The 21355-nt window shown below is 65.7% G+C and carries 19 protein-coding genes; 7 read left to right on the plus strand and 12 right to left on the minus strand.

The annotated features are described in order from the left end of the window. Positions 1-2 precede the first annotated feature (2 nt). Positions 3-1226, plus strand: coding sequence for a urate hydroxylase PuuD (locus ACFQXB_RS03305; RefSeq protein WP_377399039.1), 1224 nt, complete (start codon positions 3-5; stop codon positions 1224-1226). Here ACFQXB_RS03305 and ACFQXB_RS03310 read toward each other — a convergent pair. From ACFQXB_RS03310 to ACFQXB_RS03320, 3 genes are all read right to left on the minus strand, one after another. Then, positions 1213-2205, minus strand: a complete 993-nt coding sequence (locus ACFQXB_RS03310) for an aldose epimerase family protein (RefSeq protein WP_377399042.1) — start codon at positions 2203-2205, stop codon at positions 1213-1215. The genes ACFQXB_RS03305 and ACFQXB_RS03310 overlap by 14 nt on opposite strands. Beyond that, positions 2202-3056: a 2-dehydro-3-deoxygalactonokinase gene (locus ACFQXB_RS03315; RefSeq protein ID WP_377399045.1), complete on the minus strand. Its 855-nt coding sequence runs from the start codon at positions 3054-3056 to the stop codon at positions 2202-2204. The genes ACFQXB_RS03310 and ACFQXB_RS03315 overlap by 4 nt, the downstream gene beginning before the upstream one ends. A gap of 66 nt (positions 3057-3122) precedes the next feature. Continuing rightward, positions 3123-4190, minus strand: a complete 1068-nt coding sequence (locus ACFQXB_RS03320; RefSeq protein WP_377399048.1) for a zinc ABC transporter substrate-binding protein — start codon at positions 4188-4190, stop codon at positions 3123-3125. Between the two features lie 67 nt (positions 4191-4257). Here ACFQXB_RS03320 and ACFQXB_RS03325 point away from each other — a divergent pair, with 67 nt between their 5' ends. Genes ACFQXB_RS03325 through ACFQXB_RS03335 form a run of 3 tightly spaced genes read left to right on the plus strand, consistent with a single transcriptional unit; the run spans position 4258 to position 6367 of the window. After that, positions 4258-4761, plus strand: a complete 504-nt coding sequence (locus ACFQXB_RS03325; protein ID WP_377399051.1) for a transcriptional repressor — start codon at positions 4258-4260, stop codon at positions 4759-4761. Beyond that, a complete protein-coding gene (locus ACFQXB_RS03330) occupies positions 4758-5576 on the plus strand; it encodes an ATP-binding cassette domain-containing protein (RefSeq protein WP_377399054.1) in 819 nt (272 codons plus the stop codon). Before ACFQXB_RS03325 ends, ACFQXB_RS03330 begins: the two co-directional genes overlap by 4 nt. Next, positions 5576-6367: a metal ABC transporter permease gene (locus ACFQXB_RS03335; RefSeq protein WP_377399057.1), complete on the plus strand. Its 792-nt coding sequence runs from the start codon at positions 5576-5578 to the stop codon at positions 6365-6367. Before ACFQXB_RS03330 ends, ACFQXB_RS03335 begins: the two co-directional genes overlap by 1 nt. 18 nt (positions 6368-6385) lie before the next feature. On the opposite strand, the gene ACFQXB_RS03340 is transcribed toward ACFQXB_RS03335, so the two are convergent. The 8 genes from ACFQXB_RS03340 to ACFQXB_RS03375 all read right to left on the minus strand — a co-directional run bounded on the left by ACFQXB_RS03340 (position 6386) and on the right by ACFQXB_RS03375 (position 16148). Then, positions 6386-7405, minus strand: a complete 1020-nt coding sequence (locus ACFQXB_RS03340; protein WP_377399060.1) for an NAD-dependent epimerase/dehydratase family protein — start codon at positions 7403-7405, stop codon at positions 6386-6388. A gap of 318 nt (positions 7406-7723) precedes the next feature. Further along, positions 7724-8662 carry a 2-hydroxyacid dehydrogenase gene (locus ACFQXB_RS03345; protein WP_377399063.1) on the minus strand — a complete coding sequence of 313 codons (939 nt, stop codon included), beginning with the start codon at positions 8660-8662 and terminating at the stop codon, positions 7724-7726. Further along, entirely contained in the window at positions 8659-9807 is a 1149-nt protein-coding gene (gene rodA / locus ACFQXB_RS03350; RefSeq protein WP_377399066.1) for a rod shape-determining protein RodA, read from the minus strand. The genes ACFQXB_RS03345 and rodA overlap by 4 nt, the downstream gene beginning before the upstream one ends. Beyond that, on the minus strand, positions 9804-11747 hold the full coding sequence (gene mrdA, locus ACFQXB_RS03355; protein WP_377399069.1) for a penicillin-binding protein 2: 1944 nt from the start codon (positions 11745-11747) through the stop codon (positions 9804-9806). Before mrdA ends, rodA begins: the two co-directional genes overlap by 4 nt. Then, positions 11744-12283, minus strand: coding sequence for a rod shape-determining protein MreD (locus tag ACFQXB_RS03360; RefSeq protein WP_377399072.1), 540 nt, complete (start codon positions 12281-12283; stop codon positions 11744-11746). The genes mrdA and ACFQXB_RS03360 overlap by 4 nt, the downstream gene beginning before the upstream one ends. Beyond that, positions 12276-13208, minus strand: coding sequence for a rod shape-determining protein MreC (gene mreC, locus ACFQXB_RS03365; RefSeq protein WP_377399075.1), 933 nt, complete (start codon positions 13206-13208; stop codon positions 12276-12278). Before mreC ends, ACFQXB_RS03360 begins: the two co-directional genes overlap by 8 nt. 43 nt (positions 13209-13251) lie before the next feature. Next, positions 13252-14289: a rod shape-determining protein gene (locus tag ACFQXB_RS03370; RefSeq protein ID WP_377399078.1), complete on the minus strand. Its 1038-nt coding sequence runs from the start codon at positions 14287-14289 to the stop codon at positions 13252-13254. A 296-nt stretch (positions 14290-14585) separates the two neighbouring features. After that, positions 14586-16148 carry a 2-isopropylmalate synthase gene (locus ACFQXB_RS03375; protein ID WP_377399081.1) on the minus strand — a complete coding sequence of 521 codons (1563 nt, stop codon included), beginning with the start codon at positions 16146-16148 and terminating at the stop codon, positions 14586-14588. Between the two features lie 259 nt (positions 16149-16407). On the opposite strand from ACFQXB_RS03375, the gene ACFQXB_RS03380 reads away from it, so the two are divergent. After that, positions 16408-17064 carry an SDR family NAD(P)-dependent oxidoreductase gene (locus ACFQXB_RS03380; protein WP_377399084.1) on the plus strand — a complete coding sequence of 219 codons (657 nt, stop codon included), beginning with the start codon at positions 16408-16410 and terminating at the stop codon, positions 17062-17064. 48 nt (positions 17065-17112) lie between these two features. On the opposite strand, the gene ACFQXB_RS03385 is transcribed toward ACFQXB_RS03380, so the two are convergent. After that, on the minus strand, positions 17113-18612 hold the full coding sequence (locus ACFQXB_RS03385) for an MORN repeat-containing protein (protein ID WP_377399087.1): 1500 nt from the start codon (positions 18610-18612) through the stop codon (positions 17113-17115). Positions 18613-18754: 142 nt separating this feature from the next. On the opposite strand from ACFQXB_RS03385, the gene ACFQXB_RS03390 reads away from it, so the two are divergent. Both ACFQXB_RS03390 and wrbA read left to right on the plus strand, forming a co-directional pair. Next, positions 18755-20413: an NAD+ synthase gene (locus ACFQXB_RS03390; RefSeq protein WP_377399090.1), complete on the plus strand. Its 1659-nt coding sequence runs from the start codon at positions 18755-18757 to the stop codon at positions 20411-20413. A 148-nt stretch (positions 20414-20561) separates the two neighbouring features. Next, positions 20562-21152, plus strand: a complete 591-nt coding sequence (gene wrbA, locus ACFQXB_RS03395; protein WP_377399093.1) for an NAD(P)H:quinone oxidoreductase — start codon at positions 20562-20564, stop codon at positions 21150-21152. The last annotated feature ends 203 nt before the right edge of the window (positions 21153-21355 follow it).

A 21355-nucleotide genomic window follows, 5' to 3' on the forward strand; every position in this document is an offset into this window, starting at 1 on the left:
CAGTGTATGATCTGGCAGTGATGGGCGAATGGATCGAATTCGCGGTGCGCTGGCTGCATGTGATCACCGCGGTGGCCTGGATCGGTTCATCCTTCTACTTCATCGCGCTGGATCTGGGGCTGCGCAAATCGCCCGACCTGCCGGCCGGCGCCTATGGCGAGGAATGGCAGGTTCATGGGGGCGGCTTTTACCACATCCAGAAATACCTCGTCGCGCCCGAGCGTCTGCCCGACCACCTGATCTGGTTCAAATGGGAGAGCTATGCGACCTGGCTGTCGGGCTTCGCGCTGCTGGTGCTGGTCTATTACCTCGGGGCCGAGTTCTATCTGGTTGATCCCGATGTGCTTGATATTCCTGTCTGGCAGGCGGTTCTGATCTCGCTCGCCTCGCTGGGGTTCGGCTGGCTTGCCTATGACGCGATCTGCAAGAGCCGCCTCGGCAATGACAACACGCGGCTGATGCTGTTGCTGTATGTGATCCTTGTGGCGATGGCCTGGGGGTATACCCAGGTGTTTTCGGGGCGGGCGGCGCTGCTGCATCTGGGGGCCTTCACTGCCACGATCATGTCGGCCAATGTGTTCCTGATCATCATCCCGAACCAGAAGATCGTTGTGGCGGACCTGCGGGCAGGGCGTGTGCCGGATGCAAGATACGGCCGGATTGCCAAGCAACGTTCGACGCACAACAACTATCTGACGCTTCCGGTGCTGTTTCTGATGTTGTCGAACCACTATCCGCTGGCCTTTGCCAGCCAGTTCAACTGGCTGATCGCGGCGCTGGTGTTCCTGATGGGGGTAACGATCCGGCACTGGTTCAACACGCGTCACGCCGGGAAGGGCAGCCCGCACTGGACCTGGGGTGCAACGGTGATCCTGTTCCTGATCATCATGTGGCTTTCCACCGCCCCGATGTTCCACCAGCGCGCCGAGGCCGGGCTTCAGGGGGCCGCGCTGCGCTTTGCGCAGGCCGAGGGCTTTGACCAGGTGCATGAAATCGTGGTGGGCCGATGCTCGATGTGCCACGCGGCCGAACCGGTGTGGCAGGGGCTGCACTGGGCGCCGAAGGGCGTGGTGCTGGAGACCGAAGCGCAGGTGGCGCGCGCGGCGCGCGACATCTATCTGCAGGCGGGTCTGACCCATGCGATGCCGCCCGCCAACCTGTCCTACATGGAGCCGGAGGAACGCGCAGCCATCATCCGCTGGTTCCGCGCTGCTAGCTCCGGCTGAGGGTGAAGCGCGTCGTTTGCGTGTAGCTTGCGCCCGCGTCCAGCGTCACCGGCGGGAATTCCGGGTGGTGCGGCGCATCGGGCCAACGTTGCGGTTCAAGCGCGATCCCCGCATGGGGGCCGTAGGGCTGCCCCGCGTGGCCGATGAAGGGACGGGTATCCAGCGTCGCGCCGTCGAAGACCTGAAGCCCCGGCTCGGTTGTTTCCAGTTGAAGCCGCACGCCCTTCGTGCCGCGCAGTTCCGCAACCTGCGTCAGATCACGCGGACTGCGGGCAAGGCACCAGTTATGGTCGAACTGTTCCTCCAGGGTCAGGCTGCGGCCGGAGCGCAGATCGAAGGCGCCGGTGACCGGCGCGATCTCGCCGATCGGCAAGCCATTGCGCGTTGGCAGATAGTGATCGGCGGCCACCTGCAGATGATGCCCGGCGATATCCGGCCGCCCGTCAAGGTTCCAGTAGATGTGGCTGGCAAGGTTCATCAGGGTCGGTGCATCGGTTTGCGCCATCAACCGCAACGTCATTCGGGCGGGTGATTCCAGCAGATAGGCGGCGCGGATCACCCGATTGCCAGGAAATCCCCCGTGCCCGTCCGCCAGCCGCAGGACGAGCGTGAGGCGATCCGGCCCGACTGCCTCGATCTCCCAGATCTGACGCTGGCTGCCCCACGTGCCGCCATGCAGGCAATTCTGCCCGTCATTGGCCTCGAACCGGCAGGGCCGGCCCGCGATCCGGGCCTCGGCCCCGGCAATCCGATTGGCAACCGGCCCGACGACGGCGCCGAAATAGTCCATGACGCCTTCATAGGCCTGAAGCTGATCGCTGCCCAGAGCCAGCGGCCAGGGCGTACCGGCAAGCCGCAGATCCTGCACAACGGCCCCCCAGGTCAGGACGACGGCGCGTAACTCGCCGGCTTGCAGATGGACCGCCTCGACGGGGCGGCCATCGGCGGTGATGCCGAAGGGAAGCCGCCGGACGGTCATGGTTGGCCCCGCAGCAGGCGGTGGGCGCGGGTCAGTCCCGCAAGCGTCATCTCGGTCGCCGAGATCAGACGCAGCGGCACGGCTAGCGCCGCCAGCGCGTGACGGTAGGGATCGGCGGCAGGGGAGGCGGCAAGGATTGCCACCTGTTGCCCCAGCCAATAGGGCCGCGCTGCCGCCAGTTCCGCCCCGATCAGAAGGCCGGTATATCGCGCACGTGCCGCTGGCGGGCCGATCAGCTGAAGCTGGCTTTCAGCCTCGACCTGCGCCAGCCGGGCAGCAAGCCGTTCGGGATGCGATCGGGCGTCGTCCACTGCGGCAAGAAACGCCGCGTCATCCCAGCCGGGTTCGTCCTCCGGGGGCAGAAGCTGGCTGATCAGACGCACCGTAAGAAAGGACTGGAAGCTCACCACCTCGCCGGCACTCAGCTGTGCCCAAAGCGTCGTGTCACCTGGCCCGTCCCCGGGCAGGCAGACCACGCCGTCAAACTGGGGTTCGCGATCAAGAAAGCCGGCGATGCAGGTCTCTGCGCCCCGGGTCAGACCGGGGGCGGGGCGGGACTGACGCAACCCTGGCACAAGATGGTGGCCGGCCTCGTTCGCAACAGGCGCCTCCAGCGGCGTGCAAGGCACGGGGCGGGCAAGGGCGGGCATCGCCATCCCGGCGATCACCACCGGGCCGGCAAGCCCCTGCGCCTGCCAGGGGCCGATCAAAGGCTCAAGCCGGTTCTCCGGCGCGGCGCCCGAATCAAGCGTTGCTTCCGCCATGATCTGACCGTCTGTCGTCATCGCAAAGGCGCGGGGGTGTTCCCCCCACGCCACTGCGATCCAGTCCGTCGATGCAAAGCCCGTCATGCCGTCCGCCCCGGTCCAGGTTCCGGCCGTTGCCTAGCATGGCTGGCGCCGGTGCGGAAGCGGTGCTCAGTTGGCCGTCACGCAATCCGCAATCGTGGTGGCCAGTCCGCGCAGCAGATCGGCGTAAAGTCCCGCGCCGGGCGCAAGCTGCATTCCCTCGGGGTCGAGCGCCCCGCCGATGCGGATCTCGTCGCTTTCGCCAAGCTGTTGCGTATGACGGGCATCATGCTGCACTTCCGGAAAGATGCAGACGCCGCTGCCCTGGGCGATCTCCGCGCGCAGCGCCGCAAGGCGCGCCGCCCCTGGCGTGGCCGCATCGCCGTCGGCGATGGCACCGGCCACCGTCAGGCCGAAGTGATCGGCGAAATAGCCATAGGCGTCGTGGTAGACGTAGAAAGGCCGGCCCTGGACGCCCTCGAGCATGGCGGAAACTTCGACCTCGAGCGCATCGATCCCGGCCAGCGCCGTTTCAGCATTGCTGCGGTAGGTGTCGGCATTCTCCGCGTCACGCGCCGCAAGTTCGGACGCAATCGCCTCGATCCAGAGGCGGGCGTTGCCGGGATCAAGCCAGGCATGCGGATCAAGGCCGTCATGGCTGTGCCCGTGGTTGTCGCGTCCGTGATCATCTTCTTCGTGGTCGTGATGGGCATGCGCATCGTCATGATCATGGTTGTGGTCATGCCCTTGATCATGTGCATGATCGTCGTGGTCGTGGTCGTGGTCGTGGTCGTGGTCGTGGTCGTGGTCGTGGTCGTGGTCGTGGTCGTGGTCGTGCTCCCCATCTGCGCCATAGCTGCGGATCCGGACGCCCGGGACGTGCAGAAGCTCGACCGAGGTGCCGCTGATGCCGGTGCCGGCCACGGCGCGTTCAAGCCAAGGGGTCATTTCCGGACCGATCCAGAACAGCAGATCGGCGCCAGCCAGCGCCGCTGCCTGCGACGGGCGCAACTGGAAGCTGTGCGCATCGGCGCTGCCGTCCAGCAGCAGAAGCGGGGTGCCGAGATCGCCCATGACTTGTGACACAAGGGCATGAACGGGGGGGATGTCAGTCACGACCTTGGGCACATCCGCTGCCGCAGCGGTTGTCAGCGCCGCGACGGCACTGGCCGTGGCGAGGGTAATGGTATAACGCATGAAAGTCCTCCTTGGCGGGATGGGCCATCTATCTTATGTTATAGCATAACGTGTCAAGAGCGGTAACATGACCCAGTCCGATGATACTCCCGATGCCGGGCTTGCCTTTGCCCAGCACGATCACAGCCATTGCGCCGAGGACGTGCTTGCCCGGGCCGAGACGCTGGCGCGTGAGCGGGGGGCACGTCTGACCCCGGTGCGACGGCGGACGCTTGAGATCCTGCTTGAATCGCATCAGGCGCTGGGGGCCTATGACGTGCTGGACCGGCTGGCTGCCGACGGGTTCGGAAACCAGCCGCCCGTGGCCTATCGTGCGCTTGAGTTTCTGGCCGAACTGGGCCTTGTCCATCGCATCCGCCGGTTGAACGCCTTTGCGGCCTGCATGCATCCGGGACAGGCGCATCAACCGGCTTTCCTGATCTGCCGGGCCTGCAAGATGGTTGCCGAGGCGGCGGGCGAAACGGTGCGCGCGGCCCTCGACCGCGCGGCGCACGAGGCGGGCTTCCGGATCGAGCGCAGCAATATCGAGGCCCTCGGCCTTTGCACGGCCTGCCAGGAACGCGGCGCATGACCCTGATCAAGGCCGAGAACGTCACCGTCCGCCATGGGGACCTGCCGGTTCTGGCGCGGGTCTCGCTTGCCCTTACGGCGGGCGAGATCGTGACGGTTGTGGGGCCTAACGGCTCGGGCAAGTCCACCTTGCTGCGCGCGTTGCTGGGCATCCAGCCGGTGCAGGAGGGACGGGTGTGGCGCAAGCCGCAGCTGCGCGTGGGCTATGTCCCACAACGGCTGCACATCGATCCGGCATTGCCGATGACGGTGCGGCGCTTTCTGTCGCTGCCCCGCCGCGTTTCGGCCCCGGCGGCGCAGGCCGCACTGGCGCGGACGGGCGTGGGTGATCTTGCCGAGCGGCAGATGACGCGGTTGTCGGGTGGGCAGTTCCAGCGGGTGCTTCTGGCACGCGCGCTGTTGTCGCAGCCCGAAATCCTGGTGCTGGACGAGCCGACGCAGGGCCTCGATCAGCCCGGGATCGCCGCCTTCTACCGGCTGATCGAGGATGTCCGCCGGGAACTGGGCTGCGCGGTGCTGCTGGTCAGTCATGATCTTCACGTGGTCATGAGCGCGTCGGATCGTGTCATCTGCCTGAACGGGCATATCTGCTGCGAGGGCGCGCCAAGCGTGGTGTCGAACGCGCCCGAATACCGGGCGCTTTTCGGCCTTGGCACCGGCGGCGCGCTGGCGCTTTACCAGCATGTCCACGATCATGCGCATGATCTTTCCGCGGGCGCCGCGTCGGCACATGGACATCCGCAGCATGCAGGCGATCATCCGGGCGGCTGCTCGGGGGGCAGGCATACTCATTCTCATCCGGAAAAGGCCGATTGATGCTGGACGACTTTCTGATGCGCGCGGCGCTGGCGGGCATGGCGGTTGCCTTTGCGACGGGTCCGCTGGGGTGTTTCGTGGTCTGGCGGCGGATGGCCTATTTCGGCGATGCAACCGCCCATGCCGCGATCCTGGGCGTGGCGCTGGCGCTGGCCTTTTCGGTGTCCGTCTATGCCGGAACGCTGGTGGTGGCGTTGCTGATGGCGCTGACGGTGGCCAGCCTTTCGGGGCGCGGCTGGACAATGGACACGACTCTGGGCGTGCTTGCGCATTCGGCGCTTGCCTTCGGGCTTGTGGCGGTGTCGTTCCTGCCCAATGTCCGCGTGGATCTGACGGCGTATCTGTTTGGCGACATCCTCGCGGTTTCGCGGCTTGATCTTGCTGTGATCGCCGCGGGGGCGGCAACGGTGGTGGCGCTGCTGATCTGGCGCTGGCAGGCGCTGCTGACCGCGACCCTGAGCGAGGATCTGGCCCATGCCTCGGGCCTGAGGCCGGGGCGGGAACGTCTGGTCCTGACGGTGGCGCTGGCGCTGGTGGTGGCGGTCGCGCTGAAGGTGGTCGGCGCGCTTCTGATCGCGGCGATGCTGATCGTCCCGGCGGCGACGGCCCGCAGCCTGTCCCGCACGCCCGAGGCGATGGCCGCCTTTGCCGTGGTGATCGGGGTGATCGCGGTGCTGGGCGGGCTTGGCGCATCGCTCCAGTGGGATACGCCTGCCGGCCCCAGCATCGTGGCCGTGGCCGCAGTGCTTTTTGCCCTGTCAGTTGCGCTTGGATCCGCCCTGCGCCGTTAGCCGGCGCGTGCAGTCTGGTCATTCGCCGTAGTAGTCCCTGTACCAGCGGAGGAAGGCGGCCACGCCGTCGCGGATGTCGGTGCGGGGCAGGGGCCCGACCAGCGAGGTGATCAGCGTCGTGTCCGCCCAGGTGGCGGGAACATCGCCCGGCTGCATCGGCATGTAGTTGCGCAGGGCCGTTCTGCCGGTGGCACCCTCGATCGCCTCGATGAAATCCAGAAGCCTGACGGGCGCGCCATTGCCGATGTTCACCACACGAAAGGGCGCCACGGGCGACAGGCTGTCGCCCTTGGGCGGTTCGCCGTTCGGCCGGACGGGGGGGGTATCGATCAGCCGCCGGATCCCTTCGACCAGATCATCGACATAGGTGAAATCGCGCATCATGTCGCCGTGATTGTAGATGTCGATCGGCTCGTCCCGCAGGATCGCGCGGGTGAACTTGAACAGCGCCATGTCGGGCCGGCCCCACGGCCCATAGACGGTAAAGAAGCGGAACATCGTGACCGGAAGATCGTAAAGATGCGCATAGCTGTGGGCCATCGCTTCATTGGCCTTCTTGGTCGCAGCATAGAAGGACATCTGGCTGTCGGCCTTGTCGGTCTCGGCATAGGGCATGGCGGTGTTCGCGCCATAGGCCGAGGAGGTGGAGGCCAGAAGCATATGCGCCGGGGGATGGGCGCGGGCGGCTTCAAGAAGCTCGAACGTGCCGATCAGGTTCGCTTCCACATATTTGCGCGGCGCCTCGATCGAATGGCGGACCCCGGCCTGCGCGGCAAGATGGATCACCACATCGGGCCGTTCTGCCGCCATGATTGACAGGATGCGGCCCGGTTCCTCAAGCTGCGCCTCGTGGCCCGAAAAGGCGGCGCTCTGGCGCAGAATCTCGTGGCGGCGCTGTTTGAGGCGCACATCGTAGTAATCGCTCAGCCCGTCCAGGCCAACGACCCGATAGCCATCGTTCAGAAGGCGCCGGCAGAGATGGAAGCCGATGAAGCCGGCGGATCCGGTCACGAAAGCGGTGGGTTGGCGCGAGGGCACGGGCAAGCTCCGGGGAAATCATCAACTGCTCAGCGTAGCGGACCCTTCCGCCCCGTCAACCGCACCGCGGGTGGAACGCGCCGGCGGGACCGACGAACGGCTCGATCGGCGCGACTCCCGGTGGTTTCCGGCCGTCGCGGCTGGCTGCAATGCGGCGGGTGGATCAGGTGCAGTCGGTGCCAAGGCAGTCATTACCGGGTGTCATGCCGCACCAGCGCATGATGTTTGCCAGACGCGGCGTTGTCGGACCCGGGATTGCCCAAGCCCGCAGGGCGCCTTGCCGCCGCATCCCCGTCTGCAGGTGCTGCCGGCGCCGGATCAATAGCCGCGATCCCGATCCACGCGATGCAGCAACGGCTCGCCCGCCAGATCGCGGCGAATGTTCTCGGCGATCACGCGGCTTGCGCTGGGCGGGCGGGTCTCTGCGGCGATATGGGGTGTGACCGTGACGCGGGGATGGGCCCAGAAAGGATGCCCGGCCGGCAGCGGTTCCACGCGGAACACGTCAAGCGTCGCGTGGCCGATCTGACCGCTGTCGAGGGCCGCCAGCAGTGCCTCATCGTCGATGATCGGGCCACGGCCGGGGTTGATGATGACTGCGCCGCGCGGCATCCATGCCAGCCGGGTCGCGTTCAGAAGGTTTTCGGTATCGGGCGTCAGCGGCAGCAGGGTGACCACGATCGCCGCCCGGCGCAGAACGGCTTCCAGCCCCGCATCGCCCGAATGACAGTCGATGCCCTCGATGGTCCGCGCTGACCGGCTCCAGCCCAGCACGGGGAAGTTCAGGCGGGCCAGCGCTTCGGCCGAGGCACGGCCCAGCTCTCCCAGCCCCAGGATCGCCACGGGGCGTTCGCGGGCCAGCGGCGGAACCTCGCCCGCGCGCCAGACGCCATCCTGCCGCAGGATATGCCCGTCGATCCCGAGGTGATGACGCAGCACATGGCCGGTGACCCATTCCACCATGCCGTCGGTCAGCGCAGGGTCCACCATGCGGCACAGCGGCTGCGTCAGCGTCGGGTTGCCGACGATGCGTTCCACCCCTGCCCAGAGGTTCAGCACCGCGCGCGTCCGGGTGAAGGGGCTGAAGTCCTCGACATCGCCCCCCGGCGCGAAGATGATGTAGTCGATCGCCGCAGGATCGGGCGCCGTATTCACCAGCGAGACGTCGAGACCCAGTTCGGCAAAGGCCTGTTCCAGATGCGGGCGATAGGCATCCCAGCGTGCAGGTCCGGCTGCGAAATAGGCGGTGGCGGTCATGTGCGTCCCCTTGGTCGGTGAATATGCGCGCTCTGAACCAGCCCGTAGGCCAGGAGCAGCACCAGCATCGCAGACCCGCCGTAGGATACAAGCGGCAGTGGCACACCCACCACCGGCGCAAGCCCCATCACCATCCCCATGTTGACGGCGAAGTAGAAGAACAGCGTTGCCGAGACCCCGAGTGTCAGCAGCGATGAAAACCGGTCGCGGTTGCGCAGTGCGGCCGCGACGGTGAACACGATCAGGGCCACGTAAAGCGACAGAAGCGATATGGCGCCGACAAAGCCGAACTCTTCCGCCAGGGTCGTGAAGATGAAATCGGTGTGCTTTTCGGGAAGGAAGTTCAGCCGGCTCTGGGTGCCTTGCATGAAGCCGCGCCCGCTCCACCCGCCCGAACCCAGCGCGATCTTGGCCTGGCTGATGTGATAGCCCGCGCCAAGAGGGTCGGTCGAGGGATCAAGGAAGGTGTCGATGCGCCGGTACTGGTAGTCCTTCAGCAACTGCCATTCCGTCCCGCGCGAGGTAAAGACCGCCGCGACAAGCCCTGCCCCCAACGCGATGACCACCACGAAGTAGAGGAAATGCACCCCCGCGAGGAACATCATCACCCCGCCGCCGAACAGCAGCAGGATCGCGGTGCCCAGATCAGGCTGACGCAGCACCAGGGCCACCGGCAGAAGGATCAGCACCAATGGCACCAGCACCCAGAAGGGGCGCGAGGTCTTGCGGAGGTCAAGCCAGTCGTAATAGGCGGCAAGGATCATCACCAGCGTGATCTTGGTCAGCTCCGAGGGCTGCAGGCGCATGAAACCGAGGTCGATCCAGCGCTGCGCCCCCATGCCGACCGTGCCCACGAACTCGACCGCGACCAGCAGCAGAAGCGACAGGCCAAAGGCGACGCCGGCAATGTTGCGCCAGAACCAGATCGGCACGAAGGCGACCGCAAACATCGCAACAAGGCCGAAGGCAAAGCGTTCCATCTGGGGCTCGGCCCAGACATGCATTCGCCCCCCCGCAACCGAATAGAGCATCAGAAACCCGACCGAGGCGATGGCCGTCAGCAGGATCACCAGCGCCCAGTTGATGTGCAGCACCTTGCGCAGGCCGGTGGGCACCGTCTTGACGGCATATTCAAGATAACTCATGCCCGCGTCTGCCCGCTTTGTGCCGTTTCGGGAAGGCGCAGCACCAGCTCGCGCCGCTCATTCTCGATCCGCGTGCGTTGCGAGGCCGGATAGGCCGACAGTGGCGGCAGCCCTTCGTTGAGGGCGAAAAGCGCCACGTCGCGCCCGATGGGGGCCGCGGCCGTCGATCCACCCATCCCGTGTTCCACCACGACGGAAACGGCGATCCGCGGTGCCTCGGCGGGTGCGTAGCCCACGAAAAGCGCGTGATCGCGCCGGTTCCAGGGCAGTTGTTCGTTGCGGACAACGCCACGCGCGCGTTCGGCCGCGGTGATGTTGCGCACCTGGCTGGTCCCCGTCTTGCCGGCAAGGCGCATCGCCGGGTCTTCCACGCGGCTGCTGTAGGCCGTTCCGCGCTGGCTGTTCACCGTGGCTGCCATGCCGCGCCGGATCTCGCGCAGGAATTCGGGGTTGAGGCCCAGATCGCTTCCGGCGTGGATCGGTTCCTCGACGCCGTTGATGGCCCGCACCAGCCGTGGCGAGACACTGCGCCCCGAGGCAAGCCGCGCCGTCATCACCGCCAGCTGCAGGGGCGTGCTGAGCACATAGCCCTGTCCGATCGAGGCGTTGACCGTATCGCCCACCCGCCATTCCTGGCCATGACGTTCGCGTTTCCACTGCCGGTTCGGGTTGAGCCCTTCGGAAATCGCCGACATTGGCAGATCATGCCGCTGACCCAGCCCCAGGCGATAGGACATCTCTGCAATGCGATCGATCCCGCACCGCTGCGCGATATCATAGAAATACACGTCACAGCTTTCCGCCAGCGCCGCGACAAGCGCCACGCGCCCGTGGCCACCGCGTTTCCAGCAGTGAAAGCGCCGCCCTGCAACATCCATGTGGCCCGGGCAATAGACGGTGTCATTGAGCCCCACCAGCCCCGCCTCCAGCGCGGCAAGCGCCGTCACCATCTTGAAGGTCGAACCGGGCGGATAGGCGCCCTGGACGGTCTTGTTGGCAAGCGGCCGGTGGTCATTGTCCATCAGTGCGCGGTAATCCGCGACACCGATGCCGCGCACGAAAAGATTGGGATCGAAAGAGGGCGAAGAGGAAATCGCCAGCAGATCGCCGGTATCGACGTCCATCACCACGCAGGCGGCGCTTTCCAGCCCAAGACGCGCCTGAACGAAATTCTGCAGCCGGTCATCTATGGTCAGCTGTACGCTCGCGCCCGGTTCGCCCTCTTGCCGGTCAAGCTCGCGCATCATCCGGCCCACGGCATTGACCTCGATCCGCCGCGATCCCGCCTTGCCGCGCAGCGCGTCCTCCAGCCGGGTTTCAAGACCGACCTTGCCGATCTGGAACCGCGGAATCTGCAGCACCGGATCAGGGCTTTCCAGCTGCGCCAGATCATTCTCACTGACCGGCCCGACATAGCCCACCACATGCGCATAGTCGCCGCCAAAGGGGTAATGCCGCGAAAGCCCCACCTCGGGCGTGATGCCGGGCAGGGCAGGGGCGTTGGCCGCCACCCGCGCCACATCTTCCCAGGACAGCCGCTCGGCCACGGTGATCGGCACGAATGCGCTGCGGCGGCGGATCTCGCGCAGGGTGCGGTCGATGTCTTCGTCGGTAAGGGCGACCAGGCTGCGCAGATGGTTCAGCGCCTGTTCGACATCGCCCGCATCCTCGCGCACGATGACAATGCGGTAGTTCTGTTCGTTACCTGCGACGATCACGCCGTTACGGTCATGGATCAGCCCCCGCGCCGGGGGAATGAGCCGGATGTTGACCCGGTTTTCCTCGGCCAGAAGCCGGTATTGATCGGCCTCTTCGACCTGCATGTGCCGAAGCCGCACACCAAGCGCGGCAATGATCGCAGCCTGCGCACCGCCCAGGAACAGGGCGCGGCGCGTGATCCGGCGCGCGCTTTCCTCATTGTCCTTCTGTGACCGTCTCACAGCCGTCTCCCCAAAGCATCGACTTCGCCGGTGGCCGGTTTGCGCATGCCGAAGGCCCAGCCGGACAGGGCCACCACCAGCGGATAGGCAAGAATGGTCATCCCGATCTGCGCAACCGCCGGGCCCAGGCCGACCAGCGGCACCATCGCAAGCGTGAGCACAAGCCGGTTCAGAAGGCCCATCGCCACGAGGACGGTCGCGACCATGATCCATTCCATCGCAAAGCTCACCTCGCGCAGAAGCGCCATGCGACTGCGCAGGAACTCGCTTCCCAGCAGGACCGCGAAGGCCCAAAGCCCCGGCGGGCGCATGAACAGAAGATCCTCAAGCAGATAGACCGCGGCAATCAGAGCGGCCGGCAGGTAATCGGGCCGGCGCATCACCCAGGCAAGCGTGATGCACAGCATGACATCCGGCCCCGGAATACCCAGCGGCAGGCTGGATATGGGCAAAAGCTTGAAGAAGAAGATCGCCGCGGCCAGCAGAAGATAAAGCCCGCGATAGGCCCAGCGCAGCGTTGCAAGCTGCTCAGCCATCGGCAGTCTCTCCCGGGGCTTCGGCGGCATTCCCATCGGGAAACAGATCGGGCCGCGGCAGTTCGATCATCGGTATCACGAGGTTTCCGGGGTCCTCGATCCGTTCCAGCCCCGGGCTGCGCAGCACACGCAGGAACTCCAGCCGCTCGTAATCGGCCGAGAGCCGTGCCCGAAGCCGGCGGTCGGGCCCCTGTGCCACCTGTCCCACAAGAAGCCCGGCCGGAAAAACCCCTCCGTCGCCCGAGGAGACGATGCGGTCGCCCGGCCGCACCAGTTCCGGCTTCTCCAGAAACTCCAGCACCGGAACGGGGGTGTTGTCGCCCGACAGAAGCGCGCGCTGGCCCGAAGGCTGGATGGTCACCGGGATGCGGCTGGCGGAATCGGTCAGAAGGATCACCCGTGACGAGGTTCGTCCCACCCCCGAGATTCGCCCCACAAGCCCCAGCCCGTCCATCGTGGCCCAGCCGTCGCGGATGCCGTCGCGGGCACCGACGTTCAGAAGCACCGACTGCCGGAAAGGCGACCCGCTGTCCGCCAGCACCACGCCCGTCACATGGGTAAGCCGCGGATCGAGGCGCACATTGTTCAGATCCAGCAGCTTGGCGTTCTTCTGTTCAAGCTGCAGTGCGGCCTCGCGCCAGGCGCGCATCTGCTGCAATTCGCGCCGCAACTCCTGGTTCTGTTCGTGAAGCCGCGCATAGGCGCGAAAATTGTCGATCAAGCCCAGGGTCCGCGTTACCGGAACCATCGCCCATTCCATGTTGGGCACGATGCGGTCGACAAGGGCGGCGCGGAACTGTTCGACACGCGGATTATCGATGCGCCACACCAGGAAGAACGCCAGAAGGCACAGCGCCAGCCCGCCGATCAGGATACGCCTGACCGGACGAACGTAATGTTCCTGCGCTGTCTTGTCGTTTGCCACAGCAGCTCCGTTCTGAAGTGCCGCCGGAGGGGATCGGGCGCGCTCAGCTGTCGTAGTCTATCACATGCCGCAGCTGTTTTTCGTATTCCAGCGCCTTACCGGTACCGAGCGCCACACAATTCAGTGACTCGTCCGCCACCGAGATCGAGAGCCCGGTCTGTTCGCGCAGGCTGAGGTCCAGTTCGCCCAGCAGCGCGCCGCCACCGGTAAGCATCACGCCCCGGTCCACGATATCGGCCGCAAGATCGGGCGGCGTCGCCTCAAGCGCCATCATCACCGCCTCGCAGATCGCCTGCACGGTTTCCGAGAGGGCCTCGGCCACCTGCGCCTGGTTGATCTCGATCTCCTTCGGCACGCCGTTCAGAAGGTCGCGACCGCGAATGACAAGGCTTGCGCCCCGTCCGTCATCCGGCATGCGGGCGGTGCCGATCTGGGTCTTGATGCGTTCGGCGGTGGATTCGCCGATCAGCAGGTTCTGCTGGCGGCGCAGGTAGCTGATGATCGCTTCGTCCATGCGGTCACCGCCCACCCGGACCGACCGCGCATAGACGATATCGCCCAGCGACAGAACCGCCACTTCGGTCGTCCCACCGCCGATATCGACCACCATGTTGCCAGTGGGGTCGGTGATCGGCATGCCCGCGCCGATCGCTGCGGCGATGGGTTCTGCGATCAGCCCCGCCCGCCGTGCACCTGCCGACAGCACCGATTGGCGGATGGCCCGCTTTTCCACCGGCGTCGCGCCATGGGGAACGCAGACGATGACCTTGGGCTTGGAAAAGGTGGTGCGCCGATGGACCTTGCGGATGAAATGCTTGATCATTTCCTCGGCCACGTCGAAATCGGCAATCACGCCGTCGCGCATCGGCCGGATTGCCTCGATGCTGCCCGGGGTGCGGCCCAGCATGAGCTTTGCATCCTCGCCCACGGCAAGAACCTGCTTGCGGCCGTCCTTGACGTGGTAGGCAACCACCGACGGTTCGTTCAGGATGATGCCCTTGCCCTTGACATAGACCAGCGTATTCGCCGTCCCGAGGTCGATCGCCATGTCAGACGAAAACAGACCTGAAAACCCAACCATCCTGCCGACTTCCCGTTATGCGCCAAAATTGATGGCCCGCGACTCTTTCGGACGCGGGCCCTGGTCCTTATAGGCAGGAAAGCTGCAAAGCGCAAAGGGGCCGCATGTCGGCGGGTGGCGCATTTTCGCCCGGCCGTCCACCCGACGCCGCTATCCCGGCTCCGGATTTCAGGCGGGCGCCCGCCACGCGTCCCGAGGCTTCGGGACGCGTGGCCGAAATCTCCGCTTACGCGCCGGCGATGCCGCAGGCGGCCTTCCCGATCCGGCCCGTGCCGGATCAGGCTTGCGGTGCGGCGTCAGGCCGTCCCTGCCTCTGCGGCAGGTTTCGTCTTTTGCCGACGCAGGATCAGCTTGTTGAGCGCGTTGACATAGGCCTTCACGCTTGCAACCACGGTATCGGTATCGGCGGATTGCCCGGTGACGATCTTGCCGTCCTCCTCCATCCGCACCGAAACGGTGGCCTGTGCGTCGGTGCCCTCGGTTACGGCATGGACCTGATAAAGCTGAAGCCGCGCGCTGTGCGGGAACAGCATCTTGACCGCATGGAAGGCCGCGTCGATGGGGCCATCGCCGGTCGCATCGACCGAATGGTCCTCGCCGTCGATGGTCAGGGTCAGCTCGGCCTCTTGCGGGCCCTCGGTGCCACAGATCACGCGCAGGCGCTTGACCTGGATCGTGTCATGCTCGGCGCTGGTGGTGCTGTCCTGCATCAGCGCGATCAGGTCGTCGTCATAGACCTCTTTCTTGCGATCGGCGAGCGCCTTGAAGCGCACGAACACGTCGTTGAGCTGGTTATCGGCCAGTTCGAACCCCAGATCCCGCAACTTTGCGCGCAGTGCTGCGCGGCCCGAATGCTTGCCCATCACGATATTGGTATCGTTCAGGCCGATATCTGCCGGGCGCATGATCTCGAACGTCTCGGCGTTCTTGAGCACACCGTCTTGATGGATGCCGCTTTCGTGCAGGAAGGCGTTCTTGCCGACGATCGCCTTGTTGAACTGTACCGGAAACCCCGAAACGGTGGAGACCTTGCGGCTGATGTTCATGATCTTGGTTGTGTCGATACCGGTGCGGTAGGGCATGATGTCGTTGCGCACCCTCAGGGCCATCACCACCTCTTCCAGGGCAGTGTTGCCGGCCCGTTCGCCAAGACCGTTGATCGTGCATTCGATCTGGCGGGCACCCGCCTCGACAGCGGCCAGCGCGTTGGCCGTCGCCATGCCAAGATCGTTGTGGCAGTGGGTGGCAAAGATGATCTGATCGGCGCCCGGAACACGCTCCAGCAGCATGCGGATCAGCGCCGCGCTTTCGCGCGGGGCAGTATAGCCCACCGTGTCGGGGATGTTGATGGTGGTCGCGCCGGCCTTGATCGCAATTTCAACCACCCGGCACAGGTAGTCATGTTCGGTGCGCGTTGCATCCATCGGCGACCATTGCACATCCGGGCAGAGGTTGCGCGCATGGCTGACCGTGGCGTGAATACGTTCGGCCATCGCATCCTGCGACAGCTTGGTGATGTCACGGTGCAGGGGCGAGGTGCCGATGAAGGTGTGAATCCGGGGTCGCGCGGCATGTTTCACCGCCTCCCAGGCGCGGTCGATATCCCCGGGATTGGCCCGCGCGAGCCCGCAGATCACCGATCGGCGGGCGAGGCGCGCGATATCCGAGACGGCTTCGAAATCGCCCTCCGAGGCGATGGGAAAACCTGCTTCGATGATGTCCACGCCCATCTCATCCAGCAGGGCCGCGATCTCGAGCTTTTCGTCATGGGTCATGGTTGCGCCGGGCGATTGTTCGCCATCGCGCAGGGTGGTGTCGAAGATCAGGACCTGATCCTGTTCGGCAATCGGGGTGGTCATGGGATGTCTCACTTGTTTCCTTGGCTGCGGATCCGGGCGCTGGTCACCTCCGAGCGGTCGCGCCCAAAGGCACGCTCAGAGGCAGCTAAGGAGAAGGAGGCCACGGCGGTTCAGGGGCAGAACTGCCCCACTGGACGCGATGATATGCGTAATCCGTGCCATGGGCCGGACTATGCCGCCCCGATCTGCAAAAGAAAAGATGCAAAATGATCCGGGCCGTGACCTGCTGCGAAAACCCCGGAACAGGAAAGGGCAGGGCATGAAGGCACTTGTGGTGGGGGCGTCGGGCGGCATCGGGCGGGCGCTGGCGGCAGAGCTTGGGGCGCGGGGGCACGAGGTCGTCCCTTTGTCCCGTTCAGAGAACGGCTTCGACATTACCGATGAGGACAGCGTTGCCCGCCATCTTTCGCGCCTCGGCCCGATCGAGACGGTTGTGGTGGCGACTGGTGCGCTTGCCCCTGAAGGGCAGGGGCCCGAAAAGTCGCTGCGTGCGCTGGATGCGCAGGCGATGGCGCGGGTTCTTGCCGTGAACACGATCGGGCCGGCAATGGTGCTGAAACACGCGCTGCCGTTATTGCCGCGCGACCGGCGCACGGTGGTGGCGGTTCTGTCGGCGCGGGTCGGGTCGATCGGCGACAACGCGACGGGCGGCTGGTATTCCTACCGCGCGTCCAAGGCAGCGCTGAACCAGATCCTGCGCAGCGCCGCGATCGAGCTTGCACGCAGCCATCCGAAGGCGCTGTGTGTCGCGCTTCACCCCGGCACGGTCGCCACCCCCTTCACTGCAAGCTTTCCGCGCCCTGGCAAGCTCACGCCCGAGGAGGCGGCCGGGAGGCTTCTCGATGTTCTCGACGCTCTCGGACCAGCGCAGACCGGCGGATTCTTCGACTCGGCGGGCCTGCCGGTGCCGTGGTAGGACCCGGGCGCCGTGCGAGACGCGCTGCGTGCGGATCGCCCGCGTTGGTCAGTCCGCGACCGAGGCCGGCGCGCCTTCCTCTGCGGCCGGTGCGTCCGGGCTGGTGTCGGCGCCGCCAGCCGGCGACGCGCCTTCCGGCGGGAGCGGAGTGACCGAGACCAGATCGCCCTCGGCCCAGAGACCCGAGACCACCTGACCGGTGGCATAGCGCAACACGCCGGCACCATGACGCCGCCCCGCGACAAACGCGCCTTCATAGACGTCGCCCGTCGGATAGGTTGCCATACCTTCGCCGCTGATCTCGCCGTTCAGCCAGTCGCCCTCATAATGGAAGCCGTCGGCCATCTCGATCGTGCCGCGGCCGTGGCGTTCGCCTTCGACAAAATCGCCGCTGTAGATCGTGCCGTCGGGATAGGCCGCGATGCCCTTGCCGTGCCGCTGACCGTTTTCCCAGTCGCCATCATAGCTGTAGCCGTCGGGCCAGGTCATCCGCCCATTGCCATGCAGCCGTCCGGCAAGAAACTCGCCTTCATAGACAATGCCGTCCGCATAGCGCGCTATACCCCGGCCCTCGATCACGCCGGCGCGCCAGCTTCCGTCATAGCTGCCGCCGTCCTCATAGGTGATGACTCCCTGCCCGTCGGGCGCATCCTGCGCGAAGCTGCCGACATAGACCGACCCGTCGGGATAGGTGGCGCGGCCCTCGCCCTCCATCCAGCCGTTGACCCATGTGCCTTCATAGGCAAAACCTTCCGCTGACCGGAAGATCCCCTGGCCGTGCCGGCGATCCTGATGGAAGCCACCTTCATAGCTGTCGCCATTGGCGAAGGCGATCCGGCCCTCGCCCTCGCGCTGTCCATCGGCGAAGGTGCCTTCATAGACATCGCCATTGGCCTGGGTCAGCGTGCCGGCGCCGCTGATCTGGCCGTTCTCCCAGCTGCCCTCATAGGTCAGGCCGTCGGCCATCTCCATCCGGCCATGGCCGTGGCGCTGGCCGCCCTGCACCGCGCCTTCGTAGATCGTGCCATCGGCATAGACGATGCGGGCCGTTCCTGTCTGAACCCCGTTGACCCAGTCGCCTTCATAGCGAAAGCCGCCCTCTGCTTCCAGCGCGCCGCGCCCGTGATGGGTGCCGTTCAGAAAGCCGCCGGTATAGACTTGGCCGCTTGCATAGGTCATGCGGCCTTCGCCGGTCATCTGGCCGGCGTCCCAATCGCCTTCGTAGCTGCCGCCGTCCGGGAAGGTCATTCGGCCCCGCCCATGGGGCGCACCGCCAGCAAAGGTGCCTTCATAGACGCTGCCATTGGCAAATCGCGCTGTGCCCTGTCCCGAGATCTCGCCCTCGACCCAGTCGCCGCTGTACTCATAGCCGTTGGGCAGGCGGTACAGCCCCTGACCGTGCTGCTTCCCGTCCTTGAACGTGCCCTCGTAGAAGCTGCCGTCTTCGTATTGCTTTGCGATGATCTCGCCCGATTGTGCGTGAACCAGTCCCGCGAACACGAGCGCAAGCACCGATCCGCCGATCATAAGTCTGCCCTTGCCGATCATCCCGTATCCCCTGCCGGTCATTTGGCGCGCAGCCTAGTGGAGGCGGGGCGGCGCTGGCAAGGCCGGGCGGCGCAACTTTGCCGCCGGGCTTTCATGTGCGCAACAAGCTGCTAGATATTCGATACCAAAGCAGGGGACTTTCATGGCCGAGACCTTTCGCCTGACACTGGCGCAGCTGAATCCGACAGTCGGTGACCTGGCCGGCAATGCTGAGCAGGTGCGCAACGCCTGGGAAAGCGCCCGCGCGGCCGGGGCGCAGATGCTGGCGCTGCCCGAGATGTTCCTGACCGGCTATCAGACGCAGGATCTCGTGCTCAAGCGGGCCTTCGTGGCGGATGCGATGGCCCATGTCCTGAAACTGGCACGCGATTGCGCCGAGGGCCCGGCGATCGGGATCGGCACGCCCTGGACCGAGGCGGGGCGCGTTCACAATACCTATTGCATCCTGTCCGGCGGTGCGGTGCAGGCGCGGATCTACAAGCACCACCTGCCCAATGATGGTGTCTTTGACGAATGCAGGGTCTTCACCCCGGGTGAGATCTCTGGGCCCTATCGCATCGGGCCGCTGCGGATCGGAACGCCGATCTGCGAGGATGCCTGGCACGAGGACGTGGCCGAGGCGCAGGCCGAATCGGGCGCCGAGATCCTGCTGGTGCCCAACGGGTCGCCCTATTACCGTGGCAAGCATGACGTGCGGCTGAACCTGATGGTATCGCGCGTCGTCGAAACCGGCCTGCCGCTGGTCTATCTGAACATGGTGGGGGGGCAGGACGATCAGGTATTCGACGGGGCATCCTTCGCGCTGAACCGGGGCGGGCAACTGGCGCTGCAGCTTCCGGCCTTCGATACTGCGCTGGCCCATGTCGATTTCCGGCGGGGCGAAACAGGCTGGGAAATCCTGCAAGGCGAGCGGGCGACGTTGCCGGATGAATGGGAGCAGGACTATCGCGCCATGGTGGACTCGCTCCGCGACTATCTGCGCAAAAGCGGCTTTGCCAAGGTTCTTCTCGGTCTCTCGGGGGGGGTGGACTCGGCGCTTGTCGCGGCGATTGCGGCCGATGCCGTCGGGCCGCGGAACCTGCGCTGCGTGATGCTGCCGTCACGCTATACCAGCGCCGCGTCGCTGGCCGATGCCGAGGCGGCAGCCAGCGCCCTGGGGGCGCGGCTGGAGACCGTTCCGATCAGTGGCCCCCATGAGGCGGTGACGGAAGCGCTGGCGCCGCTTTTCGCCGGCACCGCCCCCGACCTGACCGAGGAGAACCTGCAGTCCCGCCTGCGGGGCCTGTTGCTGATGGCCCTGTCGAACAAGTTCGGCGAGATGCTTCTGACCACCGGCAACAAATCCGAAGTCGCGGTCGGATATGCGACGATCTATGGGGACATGGCGGGCGGCTACAACCCGATCAAGGATCTGTACAAGACCCGGGTGTTCGCGATCTGCCGCTGGCGCAATGCCAATCACCGCGACTGGATGATGGGCCCGCCGGGCGAGGTCATCCCGCCGCAGATCATCGACAAGCCGCCTTCGGCCGAATTGCGCGAAGACCAGAAGGACGAAGACAGCCTGCCGCCCTACGAGGTGCTGGATGCCATTCTTGAAGGGCTGGTGGACCGGGACGAAAGCGTGGCCGAACTGGTCGCAAGGGGGTTTGACGTGGCCACAGTCCAGCGGGTCGAGCATCTGGTCTATCTTTCGGAATACAAGCGGTTCCAGGCGGCGCCCGGGACGCGGCTTACCCCGCGCGCCTTCTGGCTGGACCGGCGCTATCCGATCGTCAATCGCTGGCGCGACCCGGGTTGAGGGGGGCGAAAACGGCCTGCGATGCAACCACTCCTGCGCCGCCGCGTTGGCGGGGTGCAGACATGCACATGGGCTGCGCGGCGCTGCGGAATGTTGCGCGCGGCGCCGGTGGCGTAGGTTCTGCACAGATTTGCGAAGGAGCCCGAACATGACCGTGAAACTTGCCGTCATCTATTATTCGACCTACGGCACGAACTATCAGATGGCCGAGATCGCGGCCGAGGCGGCAAAGGCCGCCGGCGCCGAGGTCCGGCTGCTGCGCGTGGCCGAGACGGCGCCGAAAGAGGTGGTTGAAACCCAGGACGCCTGGAAAGAACAGGCCGAGCGGATGGAGCATATCCCCGTCGCCACCCCCGACGACATGGAATGGGCCAATGCCTATCTGTTCTCCGCCCCGACCCGATTTGGTGGCACGCCGTCGCAGCTGCGCGCCTTCATCGACACGCTTGGCGGGCTTTGGGCCAAGGGTGCCCTGGCGAACAAGCCGGTCACTGCGATGACCAGCACCCAGAACGTGAACGGTGGCCAGGAGGCAACGTTGCTTGGCCTTTATACCACGTTCATGCACTGGGGCGCCGTGATCGTCCCGCCGGGCTACACCGACGGCTCGATTCCCGAGTCGGGCGGCAACCCCTATGGCTACAGCCACACTGTGGGCGAGTTCACCGAGGCGAACAAGGCAGCCATCACCCATCAGGCACGCCGCCTGGTCGATTTCGCAGCCCGTATCGCCGGCTGATCGGCCGGTATCGGCAGCGCAGCGGCTGGCGTTCGGCACAGGCGCGCAGGAAGCAAACTGCGCGCCTGACGCAGGTCGCGACACGTCTTCCCTGCGAGGATGCATCGTAAGCGAGATTTTGGACCATTGCTCAGGGGGCTTGACGTCGGCTTGACGTCGCCGCTGTCGTCTCGCCCGGAAGGCTTGGACTGCAATAAAGTTTG

The organism is Halodurantibacterium daqingense (assembly GCF_042666235.1).
In the GTDB taxonomy this organism is placed as follows: domain Bacteria; phylum Pseudomonadota; class Alphaproteobacteria; order Rhodobacterales; family Rhodobacteraceae; genus Halodurantibacterium; species Halodurantibacterium daqingensis.

Coding starts and splice junctions, on each gene's coding strand:
- ACFQXB_RS03310 (WP_377399042.1), bottom strand. CDS start 2,205: ATGACCGTCCGGCGGCTTCCCTTCGGCATCACCGCCGATGGCCGCCCC.
- ACFQXB_RS03315 (WP_377399045.1), bottom strand. CDS start 3,056: ATGACGGGCTTTGCATCGACGGACTGGATCGCAGTGGCGTGGGGGGAA.
- ACFQXB_RS03320 (WP_377399048.1), bottom strand. CDS start 4,190: ATGCGTTATACCATTACCCTCGCCACGGCCAGTGCCGTCGCGGCGCTG.
- ACFQXB_RS03325 (WP_377399051.1), top strand. CDS start 4,258: ATGACCCAGTCCGATGATACTCCCGATGCCGGGCTTGCCTTTGCCCAG.
- ACFQXB_RS03330 (WP_377399054.1), top strand. CDS start 4,758: ATGACCCTGATCAAGGCCGAGAACGTCACCGTCCGCCATGGGGACCTG.
- ACFQXB_RS03335 (WP_377399057.1), top strand. CDS start 5,576: ATGCTGGACGACTTTCTGATGCGCGCGGCGCTGGCGGGCATGGCGGTT.
- ACFQXB_RS03345 (WP_377399063.1), bottom strand. CDS start 8,662: ATGACCGCCACCGCCTATTTCGCAGCCGGACCTGCACGCTGGGATGCC.
- rodA (WP_377399066.1), bottom strand. CDS start 9,807: ATGAGTTATCTTGAATATGCCGTCAAGACGGTGCCCACCGGCCTGCGC.
- ACFQXB_RS03360 (WP_377399072.1), bottom strand. CDS start 12,283: ATGGCTGAGCAGCTTGCAACGCTGCGCTGGGCCTATCGCGGGCTTTAT.
- ACFQXB_RS03370 (WP_377399078.1), bottom strand. CDS start 14,289: ATGGTTGGGTTTTCAGGTCTGTTTTCGTCTGACATGGCGATCGACCTC.
- ACFQXB_RS03375 (WP_377399081.1), bottom strand. CDS start 16,148: ATGACCACCCCGATTGCCGAACAGGATCAGGTCCTGATCTTCGACACC.
- ACFQXB_RS03380 (WP_377399084.1), top strand. CDS start 16,408: ATGAAGGCACTTGTGGTGGGGGCGTCGGGCGGCATCGGGCGGGCGCTG.
- ACFQXB_RS03385 (WP_377399087.1), bottom strand. CDS start 18,612: ATGATCGGCAAGGGCAGACTTATGATCGGCGGATCGGTGCTTGCGCTC.
- ACFQXB_RS03390 (WP_377399090.1), top strand. CDS start 18,755: ATGGCCGAGACCTTTCGCCTGACACTGGCGCAGCTGAATCCGACAGTC.
- wrbA (WP_377399093.1), top strand. CDS start 20,562: ATGACCGTGAAACTTGCCGTCATCTATTATTCGACCTACGGCACGAAC.